The sequence below is a fragment of the Streptomyces sp. NPDC088707 genome, assembly GCF_044752725.1.
Taxonomy (GTDB): domain Bacteria; phylum Actinomycetota; class Actinomycetes; order Streptomycetales; family Streptomycetaceae; genus Streptomyces.
This window is the reverse complement of sequence record NZ_JBIVLV010000008.1, coordinates 299680-321312: the sequence shown is the minus strand read 5'-3', so window position 1 is coordinate 321312 and position 21633 is coordinate 299680. Positions and strand designations below refer to the sequence as shown.

The window sequence follows — 21633 nt, the reverse complement described above, 5'->3', positions numbered from 1 at the left end:
AAGAGGACCGGTTTGCGCAAGCTCACGTACTTCATCGCCTGCACCATCGACGGCTTCATCGGTGACCCCAAGGGCGATGCCACCTCCATGTACCAGTTCGTGGACGCCGAGTTCCTGGAGTTCCTGAGCGGCGAGTACCCGGAGACCGTCTCGGCGCAGGGCCGGGAGATGCTCGGGATCGACGCCGAGAACCAGCGGTTCGATACCGTGGTCCAGGGGCTGGGCTCGTACCGGGTCGCCCTGGACATAGGTGTCACCAGCCCGTACGGCCACCTGCGGGAGGTCGTCGCCACCCGCTCGCTGGCCGAGTCGCCCGACGCCAACGTGGAGCTGATCGCCGACGACCTCGTCGGCCGCATCCGCGAGCTCAAGGCCGAGGACAGCCCCCTGGACATCTGGCTCTGCGGTGGCTCCACCGTCGCCGGCGAGCTCATCGAGGAGATCGACGAGCTGATCATCAAGACCTACCCGCAGGTGTACGGCTCCGGCATGCCGATGTTCGGCGCCGGCTTCGAGCCCCGCGACTTCGAGCTGAACGACCTGCGCGTCTTCGGCAACGGCGCGTTCGTCCGTACGTACACCAGGAAGCGGTAGACGGCGGCAGGCGCTCCCGTGCGAGCCGTCCTACCCTGGATTCATGGGTGACGAGGCGTCTCACACGACGCGGGACCCCCGGGCCGAGCACGACTGCCCGGCCTGCGGGCAGCCGCGGGCGACGACAGCCACCCGGCACAAGGTCCTCGGGGCCTGGGTGCCGGAGTGGGAAGTGCAGCCATGCCGCAATCCGGACTGCGCGCTCCACGAGGGCGTGGAGGCGGACCTGGGGGAGAACGTGCGCACGGCTGCCGACGTGGTCGCGGGCACGCGCCCCGTCGCGGGTGCGGAAGCCGCGAGCGCGCACGTGACCGGCAAGAACGGCGAGATCGGGAGAAGTCAGGCCACGGGGTGACCGGACGCGCGCCGGAGCCGGTCCTACGGTTACAGTCCGCGCATGTCATCGGAGTCGACGGAAGTCTGGACCGGCTGGTACCGGGACCGCAGCGGCGCGGAAGCGATCGTCATCACGGCCGACGGGCGGCATGTCGCCACCCGGATCAGGGGGATCGAGTACACGGGCGAGGGTTTCGCCGCGCTCAGCGCGGCGGCAGAGGGCGGGCAGGCCCTCACCGCCTGCGTCCTGGAGTGGGACCTGCCGCTCCCCGTCGTCGTGGACGGCGCCTCCCAGCAGGCCACGCTGGCCTGCCTGCTGACCCTCGGTGAGCGCGCCGACCTCAGCCTCACGCTGCACTACGGCGGCGCCGCCTTCGAAGCGTGCGTCGCCGGGGGTGACTTCGACGGGGCGCTCGAACGAGTCAGGCGCCAGCTGCCGCCCGGCGCGGATTTCGGCCGCCGACTGCTGCAGTCGGCCTGAGCCCTGCCTTCTATCTCTCTGAGAGCGCGGGTACCGGAACGGAGAACGAGGACGGCGGCGCCCCGGGGAGGGGGCGCCGCCGCTTCTCGTCTCCCGCGTGCTCAGCTCTTGAACGCGGAGGCCAGGCCGAAGCGCCACAACTGGTCGACGCGGGACCGCTCCTGGGCGTTCGGCTGGGCGTTCTGGCAGGACGTGCCGGGGCCGCCGCCCGACATCAGCTCACTGCACGGACCGCTGTAGTGGTCCGGCAGCCCGAGGACGTGCCCCGTCTCGTGGGCGGTCACACGGGTCGAGTTGTACTGCTGGTTCTGCCGGTAGTCGAGGAAGATGTAGCCGCCGCCGTGGCCGTCGGTGCTGGCGTACGAGCCACGGGAGTCGTTGCCCTCGTAGTAGCGGAAGTCCGGGTTGCTGCCCTCGACGAGCCGGACGTTCACCACCGAGCTGTTCCATATCTGCGCCGAGCGGGAGATCTGGCTGCGGAAGCTCGGCGCGTTGGCGGCGCTGTAGACCACGGTGACGGCGGCCGCGCCGGGAACGGCGGCCCGCTTCTTCGCCACCGACTTCACGACGGCGTCGAAGAAGGCCTGGTTGGCCTTCGCCTCCTCGGCCGAACCGGCGTACGCCACGGCGGCGTTGCCGGCGGCCGGGACGCCGGTGGGGGCGCTCGCGGCCACGGCCGGGGCCGCGCCGAGGGAGGCGGCGAGACCGAGGCCGAGGGCGGTGGCCAGGACAGAGGTGAGGACCTTGGGGTGACGCATGGGGGGCTCCTCCGGTAGGGGATGGGAGAGAGTCTCGGGGGAGCCGGGGCGCGTGGGGATGATGTCAACCGGCGATAACATCACCGCATCACCTGGTCGAAACACCCCCAACTACCTTGAAATCAAAGGTGATTGAGGGGTTCCGGGTATCTGGTGCGAGCCAGGGAGCCGCCCTACCCTCGGGGCATGGAGCTGGAGGTGAGACACCTGCGCGCGCTCTGCGCCATCGCGGACACGGGCAGCCTGCACAAAGCGGCCCGCCAACTGGGCATGAGCCAACCGTCGTTGACCACCCAGCTGCGCCGCATCGAGAACTCCCTGGGCGCCGAGCTCTTCTCCCGCGGCCGCACCGGCTGCCGCCCCACCCCGCTCGGCCGCTCCCTGCTCAGCCGGGCCCGCCCGCTCGTCGCCGACATGGCGGCGCTCGTCACCGAGACCAGGGCCGCCGCCGCCCGCACCGACGGACTCGGGCTCCGCGTCGGCTCCACCGCGAGCCGGGCGCTGCCGGGCTGGCTCCGCCGGCTCCGCCAGCGGCTGCCCGGCACCGACATCGGCCTGCGCATGGACGTCTCCGCCAACGCGCTGCTGCGGAGCGTCGCCGCCGGGCAGCTCGACGTGGCCTTCGTGCACGAGGTGGAGGGCTGCCCCTTACGGGTCCCCGAGGGCCTCAGGGAGCGGGTCCTGGTCGCCCGCGAACCGCAGTTCGTCTCCCTGGCCCGCGACCATCCGGCCGCCGCCCGGCCCGTGGTGGACCTCGCCGACCTGGCCGCCGACCACTGGATGGTCGACCCGACCGTGGACGGCGAATGGGACGGCCTGCGCCGGGTCCTGGACGCCGCCGGCATCGACCCCCCGCTGCTGCACGGCGACTACCACACGGCCGCCTCCCTCATCGTCCTCGGCGAGGCCGTCGCCCCCTGCCAGCCGACCTCCGTCCCGCGCGAGGACATGGCCGTCCGCCCGCTGCGCGGCGACCCGCTGGCTGTCCGGCTCCTGCTGTACGCGCGCCCCGGGGCGCCCCTGGACACGCTGTACGCCGAACTCGCGGCGGCCTACCGGGAGGTGGCCCTCAGAGCCGCCCCGTACCGCGAGTGGCTGCGGGGGCAGGGGACGGCGGCGAGGCTGTCGGTGGGACCGTGCATGATGACGGCATGAGCGAACACCCGGCACAGGCACAGGTCCGACACGCCCGCCCCGAGGACCTGCCGCGGGTCGTGGAACTCATCGCCGAGCACGCGGCGTACGAGAAGGCGGCGCCCCCGGCTCCCGGCCTCGCGGACCGGCTCACCGGCCTCCTCTTCGGCACCGAACCGCCCCGCCTCCGCTGCCTGGTCGCCGCCCTCCCCGACGGCACCCTCGCGGGCTACGCGAGCTGCGCCCCGGAGCTCTCCACCTGGGACGGCACGGAGTACCTCCACATGGACTGCCTCTACCTCACGGAGACCTCCCGGGGCCACGGTCTGGGCCCGCTCCTGATGGCGGCGGTCCGCGCGGAGGCGAGCCGGCTCGGGCTCGCGGAGATCCAGTGGCAGACCCCCGCGTGGAACGAGAGCGCGATCCGCTTCTACGACCGGCTGGGCGCCACGTCGAAGGAGAAGCACCGCTACAGCCTCCGTACGGAGGCGTAGAAGGCCCGGCGGGGGCTCAGTCGCGGGGCGGCGGCCAGGGCCCGGCGAGCAGCCGCTCGGCCTCGGCGACGATCGCCGCCGCGAGCCGCTCGCGCGAGCCGGCCCGGACGGCCGCCCACCCGTTGTGGGCCTCGGTGGCGTCGAAGAGCGGCCGGAGCGCCCGCGGCCGGGCCAGGGCGCCCCAGCCCTCGTAGGTGATGAGGTCGCCGCCCGCCCCGGGGTCGAGGCTCCCGTTCACGATCAGCCGCAGCCACCAGCGCACCAGCTCCCAACGGGCGGCCTCCCAGGGAAGGCCGGAGTCGTCCGCGGGCAGGGTGCCGACAAGCCCCAGCTCACCGAGGACCCGCTCGAAGAGCCCTTCGGCGCGCTCGTGCTCCGACCGGGTCAGACCGGCGAGCAGCGGAAGGGACTCCGTCTCGACGTCGAGCAGGAGCGCGGTCAGGCCGGCCTCGACCAACTGCTCCGGTGAGGGCCGCCTGCCGACGAGCCGCTCGACGGCCAGCATCCGGAGGCACTCGACGGCCTCCTGCGGGGTGAGGGCGTAGGGGGCGTAGGGAGTGGGCGCGGTGACGTCGATGCCGGCGCCGCCCTCGACGAGGTACGACCAGAAGTCGACGGTGGCACGGGCGGTGAGGCTGCTCGCCCGGCCGGTGAACTCGTACCGGATGTAGTCGGCGAGGTCGTTCCCGTAGAGGATGACGTCGGTCTGGTGGACGGAGAGCACGGGGTGCCCCCATGTCCCCGGAGCGCCGGGCAGACAGCGGTGGGCGTAGACGGGGACGAGCGGAGGGACGTTCGCCGACGCGGCCCGCGCGACCTTCAGCGCCTCGGAGGCGTCGGTGGGCCTGGGGCTCCAGTCCGGATGCCAGAAGCCGTTGTGCTCCACGTCGAAGAGCAGGCCCTCGACCGGCCGGGCGAGCCGACCGGCCAGGTCGTCGGGGTCGCCGTCGCGCCAGTCGGGCCAGTTCGGCGACCCGAGGGGCAGTCCGGCGGCGAGGAACACCCGATGGTCCGCCGAGAACCCGAACCCGAACCGCGCCTCCACCGCGTCGAGTTCCGCCTCGGTGAGCCCGGGGCCGATCTGGGCCGGGAGCAGCCGGAGAAGGACCCGGGCGTCCTCGGGGGTCAACCGCGCGGGCGGGGAGGCAGGAGAGGCCGGCGGAGGAGGCGGCGGCGACGGGTGGCGAGGAGAGGACGGGTGGGGCGTGATCATGCCAGGAAGCCTAGTGACGGACACTGTTCGGATGATCGTCCTTCATCCCGTCCTGGAGATCCTCGGCACCCGCGGCTTCGACCTCTGGCCGGTCGTGGACTCGGCGACGCACGACTTCCTGCCGCTCAGCGGCCGGCTCGGTACGACGGAGGTCGGTACGGCGGTGATGCGTATCGCCGAGTGCAACGACGTCGATCCGGCGGACGAGGATCACCCGCGGCGCCCCGCCGATCCGCTGGGCGGCTTCCTCCACGGACTGCTGACCATGGAGGACCTCTTCGCGGCCGGGGGACTGCGGGTCACCGACACCGCGACGGGCGTCACGTTCCTGCCCGGCTGCTGCAACGGGCTGGACGAGCGGCTCGACTGGTTCGAGGTCCTCGACGGGGACGGGTGGGCCTGCTTCGGCCACGACCCCGCGCCGCTCGCGGAGCGCGTAGGCGACGCGGTGCGGCTCACCGTCGACGGCGATCGGGCCGGCAGCCCGGTGATCGAGCTGCCCGCCACCGACCTGCGGCGCCTGCTGGCCGACGCGGAACGCGATCTGGCCGACTTCCACCGGTCGGCCACCGAGTGGACGACCCGGTACGTCCCCGACCACGCGCCCGCGGTGGCCGACGCGCTGGCCCGGGCCCTGGGGCTGCCGGCACCCACCGGAGGGCCGGCAGGCCCTACTCCGTGACGTCCTGCGGGTACCAGCGCAGCTCCACCGTGTTGCCGTCCGGGTCCCTGACGTAGACCGACTGGGCCGAACCACGGGCACCCCAGCGGGGGACGGGGCCCTCGATGACGTCGAACGTCCCGGCGTCGAGGACCTCCTGCCAGTCGAGCGGGTCCACGACGAGACATATGTGATCGACGTTGGACTCGCCGCGCGGGCGCGAGAAGAGGTCGATGACGGTGCTCTCGTCGATCCGCACGGACGGGAACGACACCTTCCCGGCCCGCCATTCCTCGACCCGCTCGCCCGCGAGCCCCAGGGGCCCGGTGTAGAACGCGAGCGCCCTGTCGACGTCGGTCACGTTGAGTACCAGGTGGTCGAATGCCTTGACGCGCATGGAGCATCACCCTTCTGTAGGAACGTCGGTATTGCGGCCGGAAAGTCCGAAGGGGTACGACCGCCAGGCGGTCGTACCCCTTCGGAAGGGAAACAGAAGGTCAGGCCTTCTTCGTCTCCCAGAAGATGCGGTCGATCTCGGCGATGAGCTCCAGCGCCTTCTCGCCCGTCTTCGGGTCCGTCGACGCCTTGGCGGCCGAGAGGGCCTTCAGGGTGTCGTTGACCAGCTGGTTGAGCTCGGGGTACTTCTCGAAGTGCGGGGCCTTGAAGTAGTCGCTCCAGAGCACCGAGACGTGGTGCTTGGCGAGCTCCGCGCGCTGCTCCTTGATGACCGTGGCGCGGGCGCGGAAGTGCGCGTCCTCGTTCGCCTGGTACTTCTCCTGGACAGCCTTGACCGACTCGGCCTCGATGCGGGCCTGGGCCGGGTCGTACACGCCGCACGGGAGGTCGCAGTGGGCGCTGACCTTCACCTTGGGGGCAAACAGGCGGGAGAGCATTGAGCCGTCCTTCCTCGTGATCGTCTTCTCAGGTGGGACATTACTCGGTGAGAAGGGCGATTTCGCGGGCGCCCCCTGGGGCTTAGGTCAAAAGTCCAGGGTCGGCATGGGACTCGTGTACGAGTGAACGAGCGGATGTGTGGGTGGATGCGGGTGTGGACAGGCGGGCGGAGCGGGCGATGCCGATGAGGGAATCGGGGCGGGAGCGGGCGGCGGAGGCCGGGGCCCCGTTCGGTGTCGCCGAGGTGACGGGGGTGTCGATGGTGCCCACGCTGCTCCACGGGGATCAGCTGCTCGTGCACTACGGCGGACGTCTGCGGCCGGGGTGCGTGGCCGTGGTGCGGCATCCGCTCCAGCAGGATCTGCTCATCGTGAAGCGGCTGATCGAGCGACGTGACGGCGGCTGGTGGGTGCTCGGCGACAACCCGGACGCCGAGGGCGACAGCCGGGTCTTCGGGGCCGTACCGCCCGAGCTGGTCCTCGGGCGGGTGCGGGCGCGCTACCGGCCGGTGACGCCGGGGCGTCAGCGGTCGCTGGGGGTGACGCTCTCCTGGCTGTTCTCGGCGGTGAGGCCCGTCCGGTCCGGCCGGTCGGCCTCCAGGCGCTTGCGGGCCCGGTAGGCGGCCACGTTGGCGCGGGTCGCGCAGCGGTCGGAGCAGTAGCGCCGGGAGCGGTTGGTGGACGTGTCCAGGTAGGCGTTGCGGCAGGGCGGCGCCTGGCAGAGGCCGAGCCGGTCGGCGCCGAACTCCGTGAGGTGGAAGGCCAGGCCCATCGCGCAGATCGCGGCGTATCCCGTGGTCGCGTTCGAGGAGTGGTCGGCGAGGTGCATGTGCCACCGGGGGCGGCCGTTCTCGTCGAGGATGTCGTGGCCGGAGATCTGGGGGCTGACCGGGAACTCCAGGAGCAGCGAGTTCAGGAGGTCGACGGCCCCCGTGTGGTCGCCCTCGTCGGCCAGGGCGAAGACCGCCCGCAGCCGGGTCCGTACCGCGCGGAAGCGGGGCAGGTCCGCCTCCGTGACCCGCCGGGCCATCTGGGAGGCCGCGCCGAAGAGCTCCCTGATCACCTCGACGGAGGCGAGGGAGTCCTTGCCGCGCGCCGGCTCCTCGGTGTTGACCAGACGTACGGCGAAATCCGAGTAATGGGCCAGTTCCACTTGTAGTCCTTACTGCGGCGGGCTAGTGTCTCGGTCGGAAGGGGTAACAACTGTCTACCCTTAGAGGGTATTACAACGAGGGGGAGGAACGGCGATGACCGGAACCGACTGGGCGGCCTGGCAGCGGAGCTGGGACCGTCAGCAGGAGTGGTACATGCCGGACCGTGAGGAGCGCTTCCGGGTGATGCTCGACATGGTCGAGGCCTTGGTGGGGCCGAAGCCCCGCATCCTCGACCTCGCGTGCGGTACGGGAAGTATCACGGATCGGCTCCTCAAGAGGTTCCCGGAGGCGACGAGTACCGGTGTCGATCTCGACCCGGCCCTGCTCGCCATCGCCGAGGGCTACTTCGCCGGCGACGAACGCGTCACCTTCGTCACCGCCGACCTCAAGGACCCCGACTGGGCCGCCGGGCTGCCCCACGACTCGTACGACGCCGTCCTCACCGCCACCGCGCTCCACTGGCTCCACAGCGAGCCCCTGGCGGCCCTCTACGGCCGGCTCGCCGGTCTCGTCCGCGACGACGGCGTCTTCATGAACGCCGACCACATGATCGACACGACCACCCCCCGGATCAACGCCGCCGAGCGCGCCCAGCGCCACGCCGTCATGGACCGCGCCAGGACCGGCGGAGCCCTGGACTGGGCCGAATGGTGGGCACTCGCCGCCAAGGACCCCGTCCTCGCCGAGCCCACCGCCCGCCGGTTCGAGATCTACGGCGAGCACGCCGACGGCGACATGCCCTCCCCGCGCTGGCACGCCGACACCCTCCTGGCCGCCGGATTCGGTGAGGCCAGGACCGTCTGGGCCTCACCCTCCGACACCCTGCTCCTCGCCGTGAAGTAGCCCGCGCGGACACGGGAAGGGGCGGTACGGGAGAACCCGTACCGCCCCTTCCCGTGTCTCCGGCTGTCGCACCGTCGACCTGTGGCGCCTTCGGCCTACAGCACCTTCGACAGGAACGCCTTCGTCCGGTCGTGCTGCGGGTTGCCCAGGACGTCGCGCGGGTTGCCCGACTCGACGACCACACCGCCGTCCATGAAGACCAGCGAGTCGCCGACCTCGCGGGCGAAGCCCATCTCGTGCGTGACGACGATCATCGTCATGCCCGACTCGGCGAGGTCCCGCATGACGTCCAGGACGTCACCGACCAGCTCCGGGTCGAGCGCGGAGGTCGGCTCGTCGAAGAGCATCAGCTTCGGCTCCATCGCCAGCGCGCGGGCGATGGCGACACGCTGCTGCTGACCGCCGGAGAGCTGGGACGGGTAGTTGCCCATCTTGTCGCCCAGCCCGACCCGGTCGAGCAGGCGCTCGGCACGCTCGCGTGCCACCGCCTTGGACTCGCCCTTGACCTGGATCGGGGCCTCCATGACATTGCCGAGGGCCGTCATGTGCGGGAACAGGTTGAACCGCTGGAAGACCATGCCGATGTCACGGCGCTGGACCGCGACCTCGCTGTCCTTCAGCTCGTACAGCTTGCCGTTCTTCTCCCGGTAGCCGACCAGCTGGCCGTCGACCGAGAGCCGGCCGCCGTCGACCCGCTCCAGGTGGTTGATGCAGCGGAGGAAGGTCGACTTGCCGGAGCCGGACGGGCCGACCAGGCAGAAGACCTCTCCGTTCTGGACCTCCAGGTCGATGCCCCGGAGGATGTGGGCGGCGCCGTAGGACTTGTGGACGCCCTCCGCCTTGACCATGGGCTGACCGGTCATGCCGATGCCTCCGGGGAACGCTTGAACGTGGTGAGGTTCGTCTTGACCCGCTGCCACGGGGTGGGCGGCAGGTTACGCGTCGAACCGCGGGCGAAACGGCGCTCCAGGTAGTACTGGCCGACGCTGAACACGCTGGTCAGCGCGAGGTACCAGATGGAGGCGACGAAGAGCATCTCCATCACGGCGCCCGCCGTGCTGCCGATGTTCGACGAGGCCCGCAGGAGTTCTGTGTACTGCACGGCCGAGACGAGGGACGAGGTCTTCAGCATGTTGATGAACTCGTTGCCCGTGGGCGGGACGATGACCCGCATGGCCTGCGGAAGGACGACCCGGCCCATGGTCTTCGTCTGGGACATGCCGAGCGCGTGCGCGGCCTCCGTCTGTCCCTCGTCGACGGACTGGATGCCCGCCCGGACGATCTCCGCCATGTAGGCGCCCTCGTTGAGGCCGAGGCCGAGCAGCGCGACCATGAACGGCGTCATGACGTCGACGGTCTCGTTCTTGTAGATCGGCCCGAGGTTGATGTACTCGAAGATCAGCGACAGGTTGAACCACACCAGCAGCTGCACGTACACCGGGGTGCCGCGGAAGAACCAGATGTAGAGCCAGGCGACGGCGCCGGTCACGGGGTTCTTGGACAGCCGCATCACCGCGAAGACGACGCCGAGGACGAGGCCCAGGGCCATCGAGGAGACGCTGATGATCACGGTGTTCGCGAGGCCGTCGAGGATCGACGGGTCGAACAGCTTGTCCCACACCGTGTCCCAGAGGATGTTGCCCTGGGAGAAGGCGTAGACGAGCCACCCGAGCAGCGCGACCACCACGACGCCGCTGACCCAGCGTCCGTAGTGCCGCACGGGGATGGCCTTGATCGCCTCGTACGGGGAACCCGAGGCGCCGGACCCGCCCGGAGCGGCGGCCGGGTCCTTGGAGATCTTGTCAGTCATGACGACTGCCCTTCAGTGGAGCGGGGAGGTCACTTGCCGGCGTTGACGGGAGACGTCACTGGCCGGCGTTGACGGTGGCCGCCTTGACGGCGCTGTCCGAGACGTCCCACTTCTTCAGGGCATCGGCGTAGGTGCCGTCCTTGATGATCGCGTCGAGCGCTTCCTTGATGGCGTCGCGCAGCTGCGTGTCGTCCTTCGAGACGCCGATGCCGAAGAGGCCGACGTCGCTCTGGTTGCCGACGACCTCGAAGTCGTTGCCGCCGCCCGAGGTCTTCGCGATGTACGCGGCGACCGGGTAGTCGTTGAGGTCGGCCACGGCGCCGCCGGCCTTGACGCGGGTCTGCGCCTCGGCGTCGGTGTCGAAGGCCTGGATCGTCAGCTTGTCGGCGCCGCACTTCGTGGCCTGGGCCTTGAAGGTGTCCTCGTAGATCGTGCCGCGCTGGACGGCCACGGTCTTGCCGCAGAGGTCGTCGAGCGAGTTGATGTTCTGCGGGTTGCCCTTCTTGACCAGGAGGGAGACGCCGGAGCTGAAGTAGTCGACGAAGTCGATGCCCTTGCCGATCTTCTTCCCGTTGTCGTCCAGGCCCTCCTGGCGCTTCTTGTTGTCCGTCATCGAGGACATGATCACGTCCTGGCGACCGGTGTAGATCGAGGTGATCAGACCGTCGAAGGTGCCCGAGGTGAACGTGAACTCGACACCGAGCTGCTTGCCCAGGGCCGCGGCGATGTCGGGGTCGACACCGACGATCTTGCCGCCCTCGGTGAACTCCATCGGGGCGTAGGAGGCGTCCGTGCCGACCTTGATGACACCGGCCTTCTGGATGTCGGCGGGGAGCTTCGAGAAGAGCGGGGCGGCGTTGGCGGAGCCGCCGTCCTTCGTCGGGGTGGCCGAGGAGCCGCCCTCGGTCTGGTCGCCACAGGCGGTCAGCAGCACGGAGCCGACGACCGCGATGGCGGCGACCGCGGCAAGACGGGAGGTGCGGGTCTTGGCGGTCGTACAGCGCGTGGAGCGTGCGGTCATGATCGGGTTCCTCCGGCGTGTGAGGGAGTTGCCAGTGGTCACGTATGTCTCTTCGAGTGTCGTGACCTCGTGTGATTACGGCATCTTGCCATTCGGACCGCCTCAAACCGACGGCCACGGATGTCAAAATCGGATAACGGGTGACCCGCGAATGCCAACAGGCCGGTACATCCAGGCCGGATCTTCTGCTGGATGCCTTCCACACCACCGAAGAATTTCCTGTTGATCTCGCCATTCGGACGACACGAAGGCCACCAATCGGGTGCTTGAAGCACCTATATGGACATGGGGTGACGTGTCATCCTCCGTGCGTGTCCGGATGCGCTCGGTATGAGTCGCGTCACCGAGCGGATATGGACTCGTCCGCGGTGCCGTCCGTCCGGTAAGAAGGATCCTTACACCCCTCATCCGGGGCTCAGGGCGCGTTGTGCGGCGCGCCCGCGCGGCTACCAGACACGGCGGCCGCGGGACCCGCCCACCGCTCCACACCAGGAGCGGCCAACCCTCAAATGAAGCAGACTTAAGGGGTCAACCCAATGGCAGCGGAGATCGTCAATCCTCGCAATGACAGCGGTACGGAAGGAGCTCCGGAGGAGCCCTTCGATCCTGTCTTCGCCCTCCACCGGGGCGGCAAGATGGCCATTCAGGCCACCGTTCCGGTCCGGAACAAGGACGACCTGTCCCTCGCGTACACGCCCGGCGTCGCCAAGGTGTGCACCGCGATCGCCGAGCAGCCCGACCTGGTCAACGACTACACCTGGAAGTCCCAGGTCGTCGCGGTCGTGACCGACGGTACGGCGGTGCTCGGCCTCGGTGACATCGGCCCGGAGGCCTCCCTCCCGGTCATGGAGGGGAAGGCCATCCTCTTCAAGCAGTTCGGCGGCGTGGACGCGGTCCCGATCGCCCTCGCCACCACCGACACCGACGAGATCATCGAGACCGTCGTCCGGCTGGCCCCGTCCTTCGGCGGCGTCAACCTGGAGGACATCTCGGCCCCGCGGTGCTTCGAGATCGAGCGCAAGCTCCAGGAGCGCCTCGACATCCCCGTCTTCCACGACGACCAGCACGGCACCGCCATCGTCACCCTCGCCGCACTCCGCAACGCGGCGAAGCTGACCGGCCGGACCCTCGGCGAGCTGCGCGCGGTCATCTCCGGCGCCGGCGCGGCCGGAGTCGCCATCGCCAAGTTCCTGCTGGAGGCCGGGCTCGGCGACGTCGCCGTCGCCGACCGCAAGGGCATCGTCAGCCGCGACCGGGACGACCTCAACCCGGTCAAGCGCGAGATCGCCGACCTCACCAACAAGGCGGGCCTCAGCGGCTCCCTGGAGACCGCCCTCGCCGGCGCCGACGTCTTCATCGGCGTCTCCGGCGGTACGGTCCCCGAGGCGGCCGTCGCCTCCATGGCCCCGAACGCCTTCGTGTTCGCCATGGCCAACCCGAACCCCGAGGTCCACCCCGACGTCGCGCACAAGTACGCGGCCGTCGTGGCGACCGGGCGTTCGGACTACCCGAACCAGATCAACAACGTCCTCGCGTTCCCCGGCATCTTCGCCGGCGCGCTCCAGGTCCGGGCCTCCCGGATCACCGAGGGCATGAAGATCGCCGCGGCCAACGCGATCGCGGACGTCGTCGGCGACCAGCTCGCCGCCGACTGCGTGATCCCGTCGCCGTTCGACGAGCGGGTCGCCCCGGCCGTCGCGGCCGCGGTCGCCGCCGCCGCCCGTGCGGAGGGCGTCGCCCGCCGCTGACGCGCCGCGCACCCCGTGAAGGGCCCCGTCCTGCTTCCAGGCCGGGGCCCTTTCGCGTACGGGGAGCTGCCGGGACGGGGCCGGTCGCGCTGACGGGCGAGGGACGCGCGTCACACGGGTGCGTGGTTCCGTGGGCCGGTGGCGGCCGCCTAGGGTCGGGGCCATGTTCGCTGCCTACGCTGCCCGAATCGACCGCGACCAGCCCCTGAACGGCCTCGAAACGGGTGAACGTCCCGAGCCCGAGGTACGGCCGGGGTGGACCACCGTCACCGTCAAGGCCGCCTCGCTCAACCACCACGACCTGTGGTCGCTGCGCGGGGTCGGGCTGCCCGAGGAGAAGCTGCCGATGATCCTCGGCTGCGACGCCGCCGGGATCGACGAGGACGGCAACGAGGTCGTCCTGCACTCCGTGATCGGCCAGACCGGTCACGGCGTCGGACCCGACGAGCCCCGGTCCATCCTCACCGAGCGCTACCAGGGCACCTTCGCCGAGCGGGTGACCGTGCCCCGCTGGAACGTGCTGCCCAAGCCGAAGGAGCTCTCCTTCGAGGAGGCCGCCTGTCTGCCCACCGCCTGGCTGACCGCCTACCGCATGCTCTTCACCAACGCCGGTGTACGGCCCGGGGACTCGGTGCTCGTGCAGGGCGCAGGCGGCGGTGTCGCGACCGCGGCCATCGCCCTCGGCAAGGCCGCCGGCCTGCGGGTCTTCGCCACCAGCCGTGACGAGGAGAAGCGGAAGCGGGCCGTCGAGCTCGGCGCCGTCGAGGCGTTCGAGCCGGGCGCGCGGCTCCCGCAGCGGGTCGACGCGGTCATCGAGACCGTCGGCGCCGCCACCTGGTCCCACTCCGTGAAGTCGCTGCGGCCCGGCGGCACGCTCGTCATCTCGGGCGCCACGAGCGGCGACCGGCCCGCGCACGCCGAGCTGACCCGGATCTTCTTCCTCGAACTGAAGGTCGTCGGCTCGACCATGGGTTCCAAGGACGAGCTGGAGGACCTGCTGTCCTTCTGCGCGGCGACCGGGCTCAGGCCGGTCATCGACGAGGTCCTGCCGCTGGACCGGGCGCGGGAGGGCTTCGAGCGGCTGGCCGCCGGCGACCTGTTCGGAAAGATCGTCCTGAAGACCTCGTGACGACCTCTTGATGACTCGTCGGTAGGACTGATGGGATCTCCGGCACGTGAAACGTGAACAACGCTCACTTCGTCGTGCCGGAGGTCTACCTTGTCGCGAACCACCCACGCGTGGCGAACCACCCTGGTCGCGGGCGCCCTCGCCGCCTCGCTGATCGCCCCCGCCGTCCCCGCTGCCGCCGCCGACCGTACGGAGACCGGCGGGGACACGATCCCCGCCGTCGGTGAGGGCGGGGACACGATCCCCGCCCTCACCGACGAGCACGGCCGCGCCCTCACCCTGCGCGGCTGGAACGTCGGGGACAAGGCGCACAGCGGTGACGCCGCCCTCTCCGGGATCACCGAGAAGCACTTCCGCGACATGCGGGCCAAGGGCTTCAACTTCGCCCGGGTCCTGGTCTTCTGGGACGACCTGGAGCCCCGGCCCGGACAGTACAGCCAGTCCTATCTGCGGAAGATCGAACGGGTCCTGGACTGGGCCGGGAAGCACGACGTCAAGGTCCTCATCGACGCCCACCAGGACGTCTTCGGGCCCGCCTTCGGCCACCGGGGCGTGCCCGCCTGGGCGACCAGGACCGACGGACTGCCGTTCACGCCGCACCCCGACGACTGGTTCTCCGAGTACTTCGAGCCCGCCGTGCAGCGCGCCTTCACCCACCTGTACGAGGACGAGGACCTGCGGCGAGCCCAGGCCCGGATGTGGCGGGTGCTCGCCGACCGCTTCGAGGGCCACCCGGCCGTGCTCGGCTACGACCCGATCAACGAGCCGATGGGCGAGCTGCGCGAGGGCGAGGACCTGGCGACCGCCGCCCGGCGCATCGAGCGGGACCAGATCACCCCGATGTACAACCGTGTCGCGGACGCGATCCGTTCGGTCGACAAGGACAACTGGATCTTCGTCGAGCCGACTCCCATCGTGGGCGAGGGCGTGCCCACGGGACTCGGCAGGATCGACGACCCGAAGATCGTCTACGCCCCGCACTTCTACAACGGCGCCATGGAGGCCGGCGGGGACTACGACCCGGGAGCCCGCTGGATCGAGAACTACGAGCAGGCCGTCACCCTGTACCCGAAGGAGTACAAGGTCCCCGTGGTGGTGGGGGAGTGGGGGCCGCTCGACAACTCCCGGCCGAACATGAACCGCTTCTACCGGGAGGCCATGGCCTCGCTCGGCCGCTACAGCTCCGGCTGGGCGGGCTGGGAGTGGTGCTACGGCGGCGGCTATTGCGCCGTGGACGGCACCGGGGCGTTCCGTACGAACAAGGAGCTGACCGCCGAGCCGTACGCGGAGGCGGTCGCGGGCACGGTGCGCTCCGCCGCCTACGACCCGGGGGCCGGGGTCTACCGCCTCTCGTACGACTCCGCGGGGCGCCGCGGCTCCCGGGTCACCGAACTCGCCCTGCCGCCCGGCGACTGGCGGGTGACGGCCCGGGGCGGCGCGCTGGTGCTCCGCCCGACCCCCGGCAGGGCCCTGGCCCTCGCGATGCCGGGCACACGGGTGACGGTGACCGTGACCCGGCGCTGAGGCCCTGCGGGGAGGCTGGGGTCAGGCCTCCGGCAGGGACGCCGTGCCCCCGCCGGTGAGGCGCTCGGCCCGGGCTCCCGGGAGCCCGGCCGCTCACGCCCTCGGCGGTGGCCCCGTGCCCCCGGCGGTCTCCCTCCCGGGAATCCGGCCGTCACGTTCTCGACGGGGCCCCGCGAGCCTCTCGGTCACGCCTTCGGCCGGGACCGCAGCAGGCCGGTGATCCGGATCGCCGCCGTCGACAGCTGGGCACGGGTCTCGGCCAGCTGCTCCTGGCTCACCCCGTGGTCGCGGGCCGCGTCCCTGATCTCGTCGCGGAAGCGGTCGAGGAGTCGGTCCAGGTCGCGGGCCGGGTCGCCCGAGCCTTCCGTGTCCCGCGCCCACTCCGGCACCTCGTCGGCCGGCGCCGCCGCGAACGGCGGCTCCTGGCCGGCGGCCTTGGGATGGGTCGTACCGGCCACGAGACCGCCGAGCTGGGCCGTGATGTCCGAGAGGCCCTCCCAGACCCCCTTGGGCCAGTCGCCGCGGGAGAAGCGGTCCTGGACCTCCTCCTGCACCTGCTGGGCGATCCGCTGGAACTCCTTCGCCTGATGGCGCGCGGACTTGGCCTCGGCGCGGGCCTGGCGGGCCTGCTCCTTCCACTCCTGCCCGACCCTGCGCAGCTCCTCCTTGGCCTCGGCGAACGAGGAGGACTCCGCCGTGCGGGTCCGGCCCGCCGCCGCGCGCATCTCGCTGCGCACCCGGCCCGCCGCACCGCGCACGTCGTCACGGATCTCCGCCGCGAGCTCCGACACCGACTCGCGGATCTCCCGCTCCAGGTCGTCGAGTTCGGCGCCGCGCCCGGCCAGCTCGGCACGGCCGGCGTCGGTGATCGAGTAGACCTTGCGGCCGCCCTCGCTGGCGTGGGTGACGAGGCCCTCGGCCTCCAGCTTGGCCAGGCGCGGGTAGACCGTGCCCGCCGAGGGTGCGTACAGGCCCTGGAAGCGCTCCTCCAGGAGGCGGATCACCTCGTATCCGTGGCGTGGCGCCTCGTCGAGCAGCTTCAGGAGGTAGAGACGCAGGCGGCCGTGCGCGAAGACGGGCGGCATGTCAGAGCACCTTTCCGGTCGCGGAGGGGGTGGGAGAGGGGGTGGAGCCGCCGTCCTCTTCGGACTCGGGTCGGCGGAGCAGCGCGATGGAGCCGGAGACGGTGGTCGCCTTGAGGGTGCCGCGCCCCGAACCGAGGGTGCCGGTGACGGATTTGGTGCCCCACTGTCCGGCCACGCGCAGGTCCTCGAAGGCGTTCGACACGGAGCCCGTCGTCGTGTTGGCCTCGACGCGGGCGTCGGCCGGGTGGGGGAGGCGGATGGCGACCTCGCCGGAGAGGCTGGAGAGCCGGATGTCGGCGGGCGGACCGTCGAGCTCGGCCGGGTCGAGGTCGATGACCATGTCGCCGCTGACGGTCTCGGCCCGCACGGAGGCGCCCGCGCCCTCGATCACCGTCACGTCGCCGGTCACCGAGTTGATCCGGAGCGCGCCCGTGACCGACTGGGCCTCCAGGTTGCCCGAGACGCTCTCGGCGCGGACGGGGCCGGAGAGCCTGAGGAGGGTGGTGTCGCCGGAGACGCCGCGCACCTCCGTGCGCCCCGTGATGCCGGTGACGACGGCCTCGGCGCCGACCACGGTCAGCTCCACGTCGACGCCCGCGGGAACGGCGACGGAGACGACGGCCCGGCGGCGGAACTCCTTGCGGTCGAGCCACTTGAGGGCGCTCTTCCACTGGAGGTCCTCGTAGCCCACGGTCAGGGTGGAGCCGTCCTGGGACACGCGGAGCGGCGGTCCCTCGATCTCGGAGACCTCCACGCGGGCGGAACTCTCGTCCGTCCCCACCACGTTCACCGCGCCGTTGACGATGCGGACCTGCAGGCGGGTCACGGGGTCGGCAGGGGCCAGCTTCGTCGGCTCGGTGACGGACCACTCTGTCATGGTGCTGACCTCCCGTTTCGGCAACGCAACATATCGTGTTTCTCGATAGACACGATATATCGCGGCCAAGGGAAGTCAACCCTGACTCTCCCCTGACAGGGTGGCGGCACGTGCCGCGGCAATTGCCTCCGTATGCGGACAAATTGGCCTAGCGTGGGGTCCATGAACGCGACATCCGGACCGCATCCCGTCGGAGCGCTGCTGCTCTGCCGTGCCGACCCCGCGACGGTGCGGCCACCCGCCCAGCTGCTCCGCGAGCATCTGCTGCTCGCCCCCGCGGGCGACGACTGGAGCGTGCTCGTACCGGAGGGGAAGCCCTGGCTCCACGGCGGGGAGCCGGTCGAACAGGTCGTCACCGGCTGGGCCACCGCCCTCGCCGTCTCGGCCGCCGGCTGGCCCGTCGTCGCGTTCTGGTGGGACCGCGACCGTGCCGGCCTGACCCTCGCCGCAGGCTTCCGCCGCACGGTCGGCTACACCTGGCTCGCGGACGGCACCCCCGTCGGCGAGGACGAGGCCATGCGCACCTTCGCCGCCCGGCTCGCCCTCGACCCCGTCCTGGACGTCCAGGCCCTGGAACCGCTCACCGAGCCCGATCCGGACGCCGACGCCCACACCCGGCTCCTCGGCGTCGTCGCCGTCCTCGGCCGCGTCGGGCTCGCCCTGCCGCCCGGGCTCCACCCCGGTGAGAGCGCCGACCGGCTCCGCTCGGCGGCCCTGGCGCAGGGGGCCGAACAGCTCGAATGGTCGGGCTGGCGGGAAGCGGTGCGCGCCGAACTCGACGTGGTGGAGGGCGGTCCCCTCGGCCCGTACCTGCGCGGCCCCAAGGCACGCGCCCTGGGCGCGGCGCAGCTCGCCACGGGAGTGCCGCTGCTGGTCTGGGGCCTCGGCAGGCGCAGTGGCGGCTGGGTGACGGCGGGGGCGCTGCTCGTCGCCCACGGCGCGTTCGGCCTCGTCTACGACCGACTGCGGGAGGGGTGACCCCGCGCGCGGAGTCACCCCTCGGAGCCGCCCGTTCTACGGGTGACCGCTGCTCGTCCCGCTCGTCCTACTCGTCCTCGTCGTCCTCGTCGTCGAGACGGGCCAGCCAGGTCGCGAGGCGCTCGACCGGCACCTCGAAGTCGGGATTGAGATCGACGAACGTCCGCAGCTGCTCGGCGAGCCACTCGAAGGTGACCTCCTCCTCGCCGCGCCGCTTCTCCAGTTCCTCGATGCCACGGTCGGTGAAGTACATGCGTTCAGGATAGGCGGAACCCCTCCCGTCCCCTGTCGCCCGTCAGCCCCGACGACTAGCCTTCCTCATCATCGTTTCGGGGAGCGGGGGCGCTGTGACGCACGGGATCGCGCGTATTCGGCTGGACGACGGCACGCCCGTGTGGGCCCGGGTCAGTGACGTGCAGGAACTCGGCAGAGGCGGCGGGTTCCAGGACACCGGCGTCAAGGACCGGGTGGTCTCGATGGCCGGCGGACTCACGGACGTGGTGCGCGGGGTGGTGGGCTCGCTGCGGGCCGGGCTCGACCCGCAGGGGCCCGTGGAGGTCGCCGTCAGCTTCGGCATCGAACTGTCGGCGCAGTCCGGCAAGGTGATCGGAGTCCTCGCCGACGGCTCGGGCAAGGCCTCCGTGAACGTCTCCCTGACCTGGACCGAACCGGGCCGGACCGAACCGGGCCGGACCGCAGGGCACGACGCCGGTCCCGACGCCGGTCCCGCGCCGGACTCCGCAGCGGCTCCCGCGGCCGTTCCCGCGCCCCGGCCGCCCGCACCCGACCCCTCGACACCGGACCCGGCGGCCGACGAGCGCGCATGAGCGCCTTCGACGCTCTCGTGCGCCCCGCACTCGTACGCATCGCCGCTCCCGACTGCGGGTATGACCCGCACGGCGACCGGTACTGGGGCACCGGCTTCTTCATCGCCCCCGGCTGGGTGCTGACCTGCGCCCATGTCGTGGCCGAGGGGGGAAGCGCGGTGTGGAGGAGCGAGCCCGTCGTCGGCATCACCTGGGAGGACGGAAAGACCTCCCGGGAGACCACCGGCACCGTCGTGCTCGCCCTGCCGCGCCCCGACCGGCCCGACGACCCGCCGGACAGGTGGGCCTTCCCCGACATCGCGCTCGTCCGCGTGCCCGGCGCGCAGAAGGCGTCCTGTGTACGCCTCGGCGAGCGCCCGCCCGTCCCCCCGGCCCCCGTCGGACTGCACGGCTGGTCCCGGGAGACCGGCGAGCTCGGCATCCGGCACGTCCACGGCACCCTGATCGGCACGGACGGCAAGGCGCTCATCACCGACTGGGTCATGCCCGTCGAAGGCTGCTCCGGCGGACCCGTCGTCGACCACCGGCAGGGCGCCGTCGTCGGCCTCAACAAGGGACGCGGCCGCGACGGCGGCGCCGTCGTGCCCGTCACCGCGCTCCGCCGGCTGCACGACCTCCCCGGCGGCGAGGCGATGGGCGAGGCGCTGCGCGCCCACGACCGGTACCACCTGGCCCGCTACCGCTCCCTGGACGACCGGCCCGACTGGACCCGCACCCAGGGACGCCTCACCGGCGCCGCGGGTGTCAGCCCGGGACCGCGCACCCAGCTGTACGGACACTTCGCCGAGTTGCCCGCGCCCACCGCACCCGGCGAGATCATGGACCTCGTCGACCAGGTCAAGGCCTGGACCAGGGACGACGAACTGCCGGACGCCCTGGAGGACGACCCCCGCACGTGGAGCGAGGGCGCCGGACTCCTGCGCGGTCTGCGGGCGCCCCGCAGAGACGGCGTCCGCGACCTCGAACTGGACGCGGTGCTCCTGTACGCCGCCCATGTCGCCCGGCACGTGCGCGGGCGGTACGGCGAGCGGATCGACACGGCGGACCTCACCCACTGGATCGTCGACGAGTCGGGCGACGCCGACCGGCACCTCCGGCGCGAGATCGACCGGCTCGTCAGCCCCGGCCGGCCGGCGCCTCTCTCCGTACGCGAACCCCGCGCGCGTGCCGACGTCCTCCTGGAGATCGACCCCCCGGTCTACGACCCGGGCCGCTACCCGTGGCGGGTCAAGCTCCTCCTCGACGGGCACACGGTCAGCCCGCTCCACTTCGACGAGCGGGGCGCCACGCGGGCCCAGCTCGGGGAGTCCCTGCGCGAACCGCTCGCGGACGCCCTGCGGCGCGGCGACAGCGGACGGCACCTGGCCGCCGTGGAGGCGGTGCTCCCGCGCGAACTGTTCGACGAACCCCTCGACACCTGGCGGCTCGAACCGCCCCAGGGCCCCGACGACGCCTGGCTGCCCGCCCTCGGCCAGCGCAGGTTCGTCGTCATCCGCGACGCCCGCCGCAACGACCGGGAACCGACGCCCGAATGGCGCGAGCGCTGGGCGGCGGCGGAGCACGGGCCGCTCCACGCGACCCCGCTGCGCGCGGAGGTGCCCGGTGCGGGCCGGGACGCCCACACCCCGCGCGTGCGCCGGGAGACCTGGCCGGAGGCGTACGACCGGCTCCGTGAGGCCGCGGGCGGCGCCGTCCCGGTCTACTGCGGTCACGTCGGCAGCGGCGACGGGTTCATGGCGATGAACGCGGCGCTCGAAGCGGGCCATCCGCTCGCCGTCTGGCGGACCGGCGCCCATGACCACACCGACTGCGCGGAGTTCCACGAACGGGCCGGCCGGCTGCTCTCCGCCGTCCGCGACGCCTGGGACGTGCGCGGGCCCGTACGGTCGCTGCGTACCCGCGCGGACCGGGCCGCCGGGCCCGAGGTGTTGCCGGCGTACGCGTGGGCCGAGAGCATCGCCCTGCTCCTGGACCCGCCCGACCGGCCCCCGTACGGCGGCAGCCTGGAGCCCCCGCCCCTGCTCGGCGAGGGGGAGCAGTGACCCGTGTGCCCACCGGGACGAAGGCCCCGCG

At 71.7% G+C, this 21633-nt stretch carries 25 protein-coding genes; 14 read left to right on the top strand and 11 right to left on the bottom strand.

Annotated elements, in window-relative coordinates; genetic code table 11:
* The first annotated feature begins 12 nt into the window (after positions 1–12).
* From ACIP84_RS24985 to ACIP84_RS24975, 3 genes are read left to right on the top strand one after another with little or no spacing between them, the layout of a single operon-like run.
* Positions 13–594 (top strand): dihydrofolate reductase family protein, encoded by a 582-nt coding sequence (locus ACIP84_RS24985; RefSeq protein ID WP_401800402.1) that lies wholly within the window; start codon positions 13–15, stop codon positions 592–594.
* A gap of 43 nt (positions 595–637) precedes the next feature.
* Positions 638–949, top strand: a complete 312-nt coding sequence (locus ACIP84_RS24980; protein ID WP_355957385.1) for a hypothetical protein — start codon at positions 638–640, stop codon at positions 947–949.
* Positions 950–991: 42 nt separating this feature from the next.
* Positions 992–1411: a DUF6304 family protein gene (locus ACIP84_RS24975; protein ID WP_355957388.1), complete on the top strand. Its 420-nt coding sequence runs from the start codon at positions 992–994 to the stop codon at positions 1409–1411.
* A 101-nt stretch (positions 1412–1512) separates the two neighbouring features.
* Here the strand turns inward: ACIP84_RS24975 and snpA are convergent, their stop codons facing one another.
* Positions 1513–2169, bottom strand: coding sequence for a snapalysin (snpA, locus tag ACIP84_RS24970; RefSeq protein WP_401800400.1), 657 nt, complete (start codon positions 2167–2169; stop codon positions 1513–1515).
* Positions 2170–2355: 186 nt separating this feature from the next.
* On the opposite strand from snpA, the gene ACIP84_RS24965 reads away from it, so the two are divergent.
* Together ACIP84_RS24965 and ACIP84_RS24960 are read left to right on the top strand one after the other, a co-directional pair.
* Complete coding sequence (locus ACIP84_RS24965) at positions 2356–3324, top strand: LysR substrate-binding domain-containing protein (protein ID WP_401800398.1); 969 nt, start codon at positions 2356–2358, stop codon at positions 3322–3324.
* Positions 3321–3797 (top strand): GNAT family N-acetyltransferase, encoded by a 477-nt coding sequence (locus ACIP84_RS24960; protein ID WP_401800397.1) that lies wholly within the window; start codon positions 3321–3323, stop codon positions 3795–3797. Before ACIP84_RS24965 ends, ACIP84_RS24960 begins: the two co-directional genes overlap by 4 nt.
* A gap of 16 nt (positions 3798–3813) precedes the next feature.
* On the opposite strand, the gene ACIP84_RS24955 is transcribed toward ACIP84_RS24960, so the two are convergent.
* Positions 3814–5010, bottom strand: a complete 1197-nt coding sequence (locus ACIP84_RS24955) for a hypothetical protein (protein WP_401800396.1) — start codon at positions 5008–5010, stop codon at positions 3814–3816.
* Positions 5011–5041: 31 nt separating this feature from the next.
* Here ACIP84_RS24955 and ACIP84_RS24950 point away from each other — a divergent pair, with 31 nt between their 5' ends.
* Complete coding sequence (locus ACIP84_RS24950; RefSeq protein ID WP_401800393.1) at positions 5042–5692, top strand: hypothetical protein; 651 nt, start codon at positions 5042–5044, stop codon at positions 5690–5692.
* Here ACIP84_RS24950 and ACIP84_RS24945 read toward each other — a convergent pair.
* Both ACIP84_RS24945 and sodN read right to left on the bottom strand, forming a co-directional pair.
* Positions 5682–6068 carry a VOC family protein gene (locus ACIP84_RS24945; RefSeq protein WP_355957403.1) on the bottom strand — a complete coding sequence of 129 codons (387 nt, stop codon included), beginning with the start codon at positions 6066–6068 and terminating at the stop codon, positions 5682–5684. The genes ACIP84_RS24950 and ACIP84_RS24945 overlap by 11 nt on opposite strands.
* A 100-nt stretch (positions 6069–6168) precedes the next feature.
* The gene (sodN, locus tag ACIP84_RS24940) at positions 6169–6564 is read right to left on the bottom strand and encodes a superoxide dismutase, Ni (RefSeq protein WP_030320908.1); all 396 of its coding nucleotides are present in this window, start codon (positions 6562–6564) and stop codon (positions 6169–6171) included.
* A gap of 143 nt (positions 6565–6707) precedes the next feature.
* Here sodN and sodX point away from each other — a divergent pair, with 143 nt between their 5' ends.
* A complete protein-coding gene (gene sodX / locus ACIP84_RS24935; protein WP_401800390.1) occupies positions 6708–7184 on the top strand; it encodes a nickel-type superoxide dismutase maturation protease in 477 nt (158 codons plus the stop codon).
* Here sodX and ACIP84_RS24930 read toward each other — a convergent pair.
* Positions 7088–7717: a CGNR zinc finger domain-containing protein gene (locus ACIP84_RS24930; protein ID WP_355957409.1), complete on the bottom strand. Its 630-nt coding sequence runs from the start codon at positions 7715–7717 to the stop codon at positions 7088–7090. The two genes, sodX and ACIP84_RS24930, sit on opposite strands and share 97 nt — an antisense overlap.
* A gap of 94 nt (positions 7718–7811) precedes the next feature.
* On the opposite strand from ACIP84_RS24930, the gene ACIP84_RS24925 reads away from it, so the two are divergent.
* Positions 7812–8561, top strand: coding sequence for a class I SAM-dependent methyltransferase (locus tag ACIP84_RS24925; RefSeq protein WP_401800387.1), 750 nt, complete (start codon positions 7812–7814; stop codon positions 8559–8561).
* Positions 8562–8656: 95 nt separating this feature from the next.
* On the opposite strand, the gene ACIP84_RS24920 is transcribed toward ACIP84_RS24925, so the two are convergent.
* Genes ACIP84_RS24920 through ACIP84_RS24910 form a run of 3 tightly spaced genes read right to left on the bottom strand, consistent with a single transcriptional unit; the run spans position 8657 to position 11392 of the window.
* Positions 8657–9424, bottom strand: coding sequence for an amino acid ABC transporter ATP-binding protein (locus tag ACIP84_RS24920; protein ID WP_319309904.1), 768 nt, complete (start codon positions 9422–9424; stop codon positions 8657–8659).
* A complete protein-coding gene (locus ACIP84_RS24915) occupies positions 9421–10371 on the bottom strand; it encodes an amino acid ABC transporter permease (protein WP_355957416.1) in 951 nt (316 codons plus the stop codon). The genes ACIP84_RS24920 and ACIP84_RS24915 overlap by 4 nt, the downstream gene beginning before the upstream one ends.
* A gap of 55 nt (positions 10372–10426) precedes the next feature.
* Positions 10427–11392 carry an ABC transporter substrate-binding protein gene (locus ACIP84_RS24910; protein ID WP_355957418.1) on the bottom strand — a complete coding sequence of 322 codons (966 nt, stop codon included), beginning with the start codon at positions 11390–11392 and terminating at the stop codon, positions 10427–10429.
* Positions 11393–11928: 536 nt separating this feature from the next.
* Here ACIP84_RS24910 and ACIP84_RS24905 point away from each other — a divergent pair.
* From ACIP84_RS24905 to ACIP84_RS24895, 3 genes are all read left to right on the top strand, one after another.
* Positions 11929–13140, top strand: coding sequence for an NADP-dependent malic enzyme (locus ACIP84_RS24905; RefSeq protein WP_355957421.1), 1212 nt, complete (start codon positions 11929–11931; stop codon positions 13138–13140).
* 163 nt (positions 13141–13303) lie between these two features.
* Positions 13304–14269, top strand: coding sequence for a zinc-binding dehydrogenase (locus tag ACIP84_RS24900; protein ID WP_355957424.1), 966 nt, complete (start codon positions 13304–13306; stop codon positions 14267–14269).
* Positions 14270–14359: 90 nt separating this feature from the next.
* Complete coding sequence (locus tag ACIP84_RS24895) at positions 14360–15793, top strand: cellulase family glycosylhydrolase (protein ID WP_401800382.1); 1434 nt, start codon at positions 14360–14362, stop codon at positions 15791–15793.
* 185 nt (positions 15794–15978) lie between these two features.
* On the opposite strand, the gene ACIP84_RS24890 is transcribed toward ACIP84_RS24895, so the two are convergent.
* Positions 15979–16878, bottom strand: coding sequence for a helix-turn-helix transcriptional regulator (locus tag ACIP84_RS24890; protein WP_355957428.1), 900 nt, complete (start codon positions 16876–16878; stop codon positions 15979–15981).
* Between the two features lies 1 nt (position 16879).
* The gene (locus ACIP84_RS24885; protein ID WP_401800380.1) at positions 16880–17755 is read right to left on the bottom strand and encodes a DUF4097 family beta strand repeat-containing protein; all 876 of its coding nucleotides are present in this window, start codon (positions 17753–17755) and stop codon (positions 16880–16882) included.
* A 162-nt stretch (positions 17756–17917) separates the two neighbouring features.
* Between ACIP84_RS24885 and ACIP84_RS24880 the strand changes: the two genes are divergently transcribed.
* On the top strand, positions 17918–18733 hold the full coding sequence (locus tag ACIP84_RS24880) for a hypothetical protein (protein ID WP_401800377.1): 816 nt from the start codon (positions 17918–17920) through the stop codon (positions 18731–18733).
* 67 nt (positions 18734–18800) lie between these two features.
* Here the strand turns inward: ACIP84_RS24880 and ACIP84_RS24875 are convergent, their stop codons facing one another.
* Positions 18801–18986, bottom strand: coding sequence for a DUF6104 family protein (locus ACIP84_RS24875; RefSeq protein WP_010061466.1), 186 nt, complete (start codon positions 18984–18986; stop codon positions 18801–18803).
* 94 nt (positions 18987–19080) lie between these two features.
* On the opposite strand from ACIP84_RS24875, the gene ACIP84_RS24870 reads away from it, so the two are divergent.
* A complete protein-coding gene (locus ACIP84_RS24870; protein WP_401800375.1) occupies positions 19081–19560 on the top strand; it encodes a CU044_2847 family protein in 480 nt (159 codons plus the stop codon).
* Positions 19557–21602 (top strand): trypsin-like peptidase domain-containing protein, encoded by a 2046-nt coding sequence (locus tag ACIP84_RS24865; protein WP_401800372.1) that lies wholly within the window; start codon positions 19557–19559, stop codon positions 21600–21602. Before ACIP84_RS24870 ends, ACIP84_RS24865 begins: the two co-directional genes overlap by 4 nt.
* Positions 21603–21633: the final 31 nt, after the last annotated feature.

Excerpts from the sequence above, each read along its gene's own strand:
- ACIP84_RS24980 (WP_355957385.1), top strand. The coding sequence starts at position 638 with ATGGGTGACGAGGCGTCTCACACGACGCGGGACCCCCGGGCCGAGCAC.
- ACIP84_RS24975 (WP_355957388.1), top strand. The coding sequence starts at position 992 with ATGTCATCGGAGTCGACGGAAGTCTGGACCGGCTGGTACCGGGACCGC.
- snpA (WP_401800400.1), bottom strand. The coding sequence starts at position 2,169 with ATGCGTCACCCCAAGGTCCTCACCTCTGTCCTGGCCACCGCCCTCGGC.
- ACIP84_RS24965 (WP_401800398.1), top strand. The coding sequence starts at position 2,356 with ATGGAGCTGGAGGTGAGACACCTGCGCGCGCTCTGCGCCATCGCGGAC.
- ACIP84_RS24960 (WP_401800397.1), top strand. The coding sequence starts at position 3,321 with ATGAGCGAACACCCGGCACAGGCACAGGTCCGACACGCCCGCCCCGAG.
- ACIP84_RS24955 (WP_401800396.1), bottom strand. The coding sequence starts at position 5,010 with ATGATCACGCCCCACCCGTCCTCTCCTCGCCACCCGTCGCCGCCGCCT.
- ACIP84_RS24950 (WP_401800393.1), top strand. The coding sequence starts at position 5,042 with ATGATCGTCCTTCATCCCGTCCTGGAGATCCTCGGCACCCGCGGCTTC.
- ACIP84_RS24945 (WP_355957403.1), bottom strand. The coding sequence starts at position 6,068 with ATGCGCGTCAAGGCATTCGACCACCTGGTACTCAACGTGACCGACGTC.
- sodN (WP_030320908.1), bottom strand. The coding sequence starts at position 6,564 with ATGCTCTCCCGCCTGTTTGCCCCCAAGGTGAAGGTCAGCGCCCACTGC.
- ACIP84_RS24925 (WP_401800387.1), top strand. The coding sequence starts at position 7,812 with ATGACCGGAACCGACTGGGCGGCCTGGCAGCGGAGCTGGGACCGTCAG.
- ACIP84_RS24920 (WP_319309904.1), bottom strand. The coding sequence starts at position 9,424 with ATGACCGGTCAGCCCATGGTCAAGGCGGAGGGCGTCCACAAGTCCTAC.
- ACIP84_RS24915 (WP_355957416.1), bottom strand. The coding sequence starts at position 10,371 with ATGACTGACAAGATCTCCAAGGACCCGGCCGCCGCTCCGGGCGGGTCC.
- ACIP84_RS24910 (WP_355957418.1), bottom strand. The coding sequence starts at position 11,392 with ATGACCGCACGCTCCACGCGCTGTACGACCGCCAAGACCCGCACCTCC.
- ACIP84_RS24905 (WP_355957421.1), top strand. The coding sequence starts at position 11,929 with ATGGCAGCGGAGATCGTCAATCCTCGCAATGACAGCGGTACGGAAGGA.
- ACIP84_RS24900 (WP_355957424.1), top strand. The coding sequence starts at position 13,304 with ATGTTCGCTGCCTACGCTGCCCGAATCGACCGCGACCAGCCCCTGAAC.
- ACIP84_RS24890 (WP_355957428.1), bottom strand. The coding sequence starts at position 16,878 with ATGCCGCCCGTCTTCGCGCACGGCCGCCTGCGTCTCTACCTCCTGAAG.
- ACIP84_RS24885 (WP_401800380.1), bottom strand. The coding sequence starts at position 17,755 with ATGACAGAGTGGTCCGTCACCGAGCCGACGAAGCTGGCCCCTGCCGAC.
- ACIP84_RS24880 (WP_401800377.1), top strand. The coding sequence starts at position 17,918 with ATGAACGCGACATCCGGACCGCATCCCGTCGGAGCGCTGCTGCTCTGC.
- ACIP84_RS24875 (WP_010061466.1), bottom strand. The coding sequence starts at position 18,986 with ATGTACTTCACCGACCGTGGCATCGAGGAACTGGAGAAGCGGCGCGGC.
- ACIP84_RS24865 (WP_401800372.1), top strand. The coding sequence starts at position 19,557 with ATGAGCGCCTTCGACGCTCTCGTGCGCCCCGCACTCGTACGCATCGCC.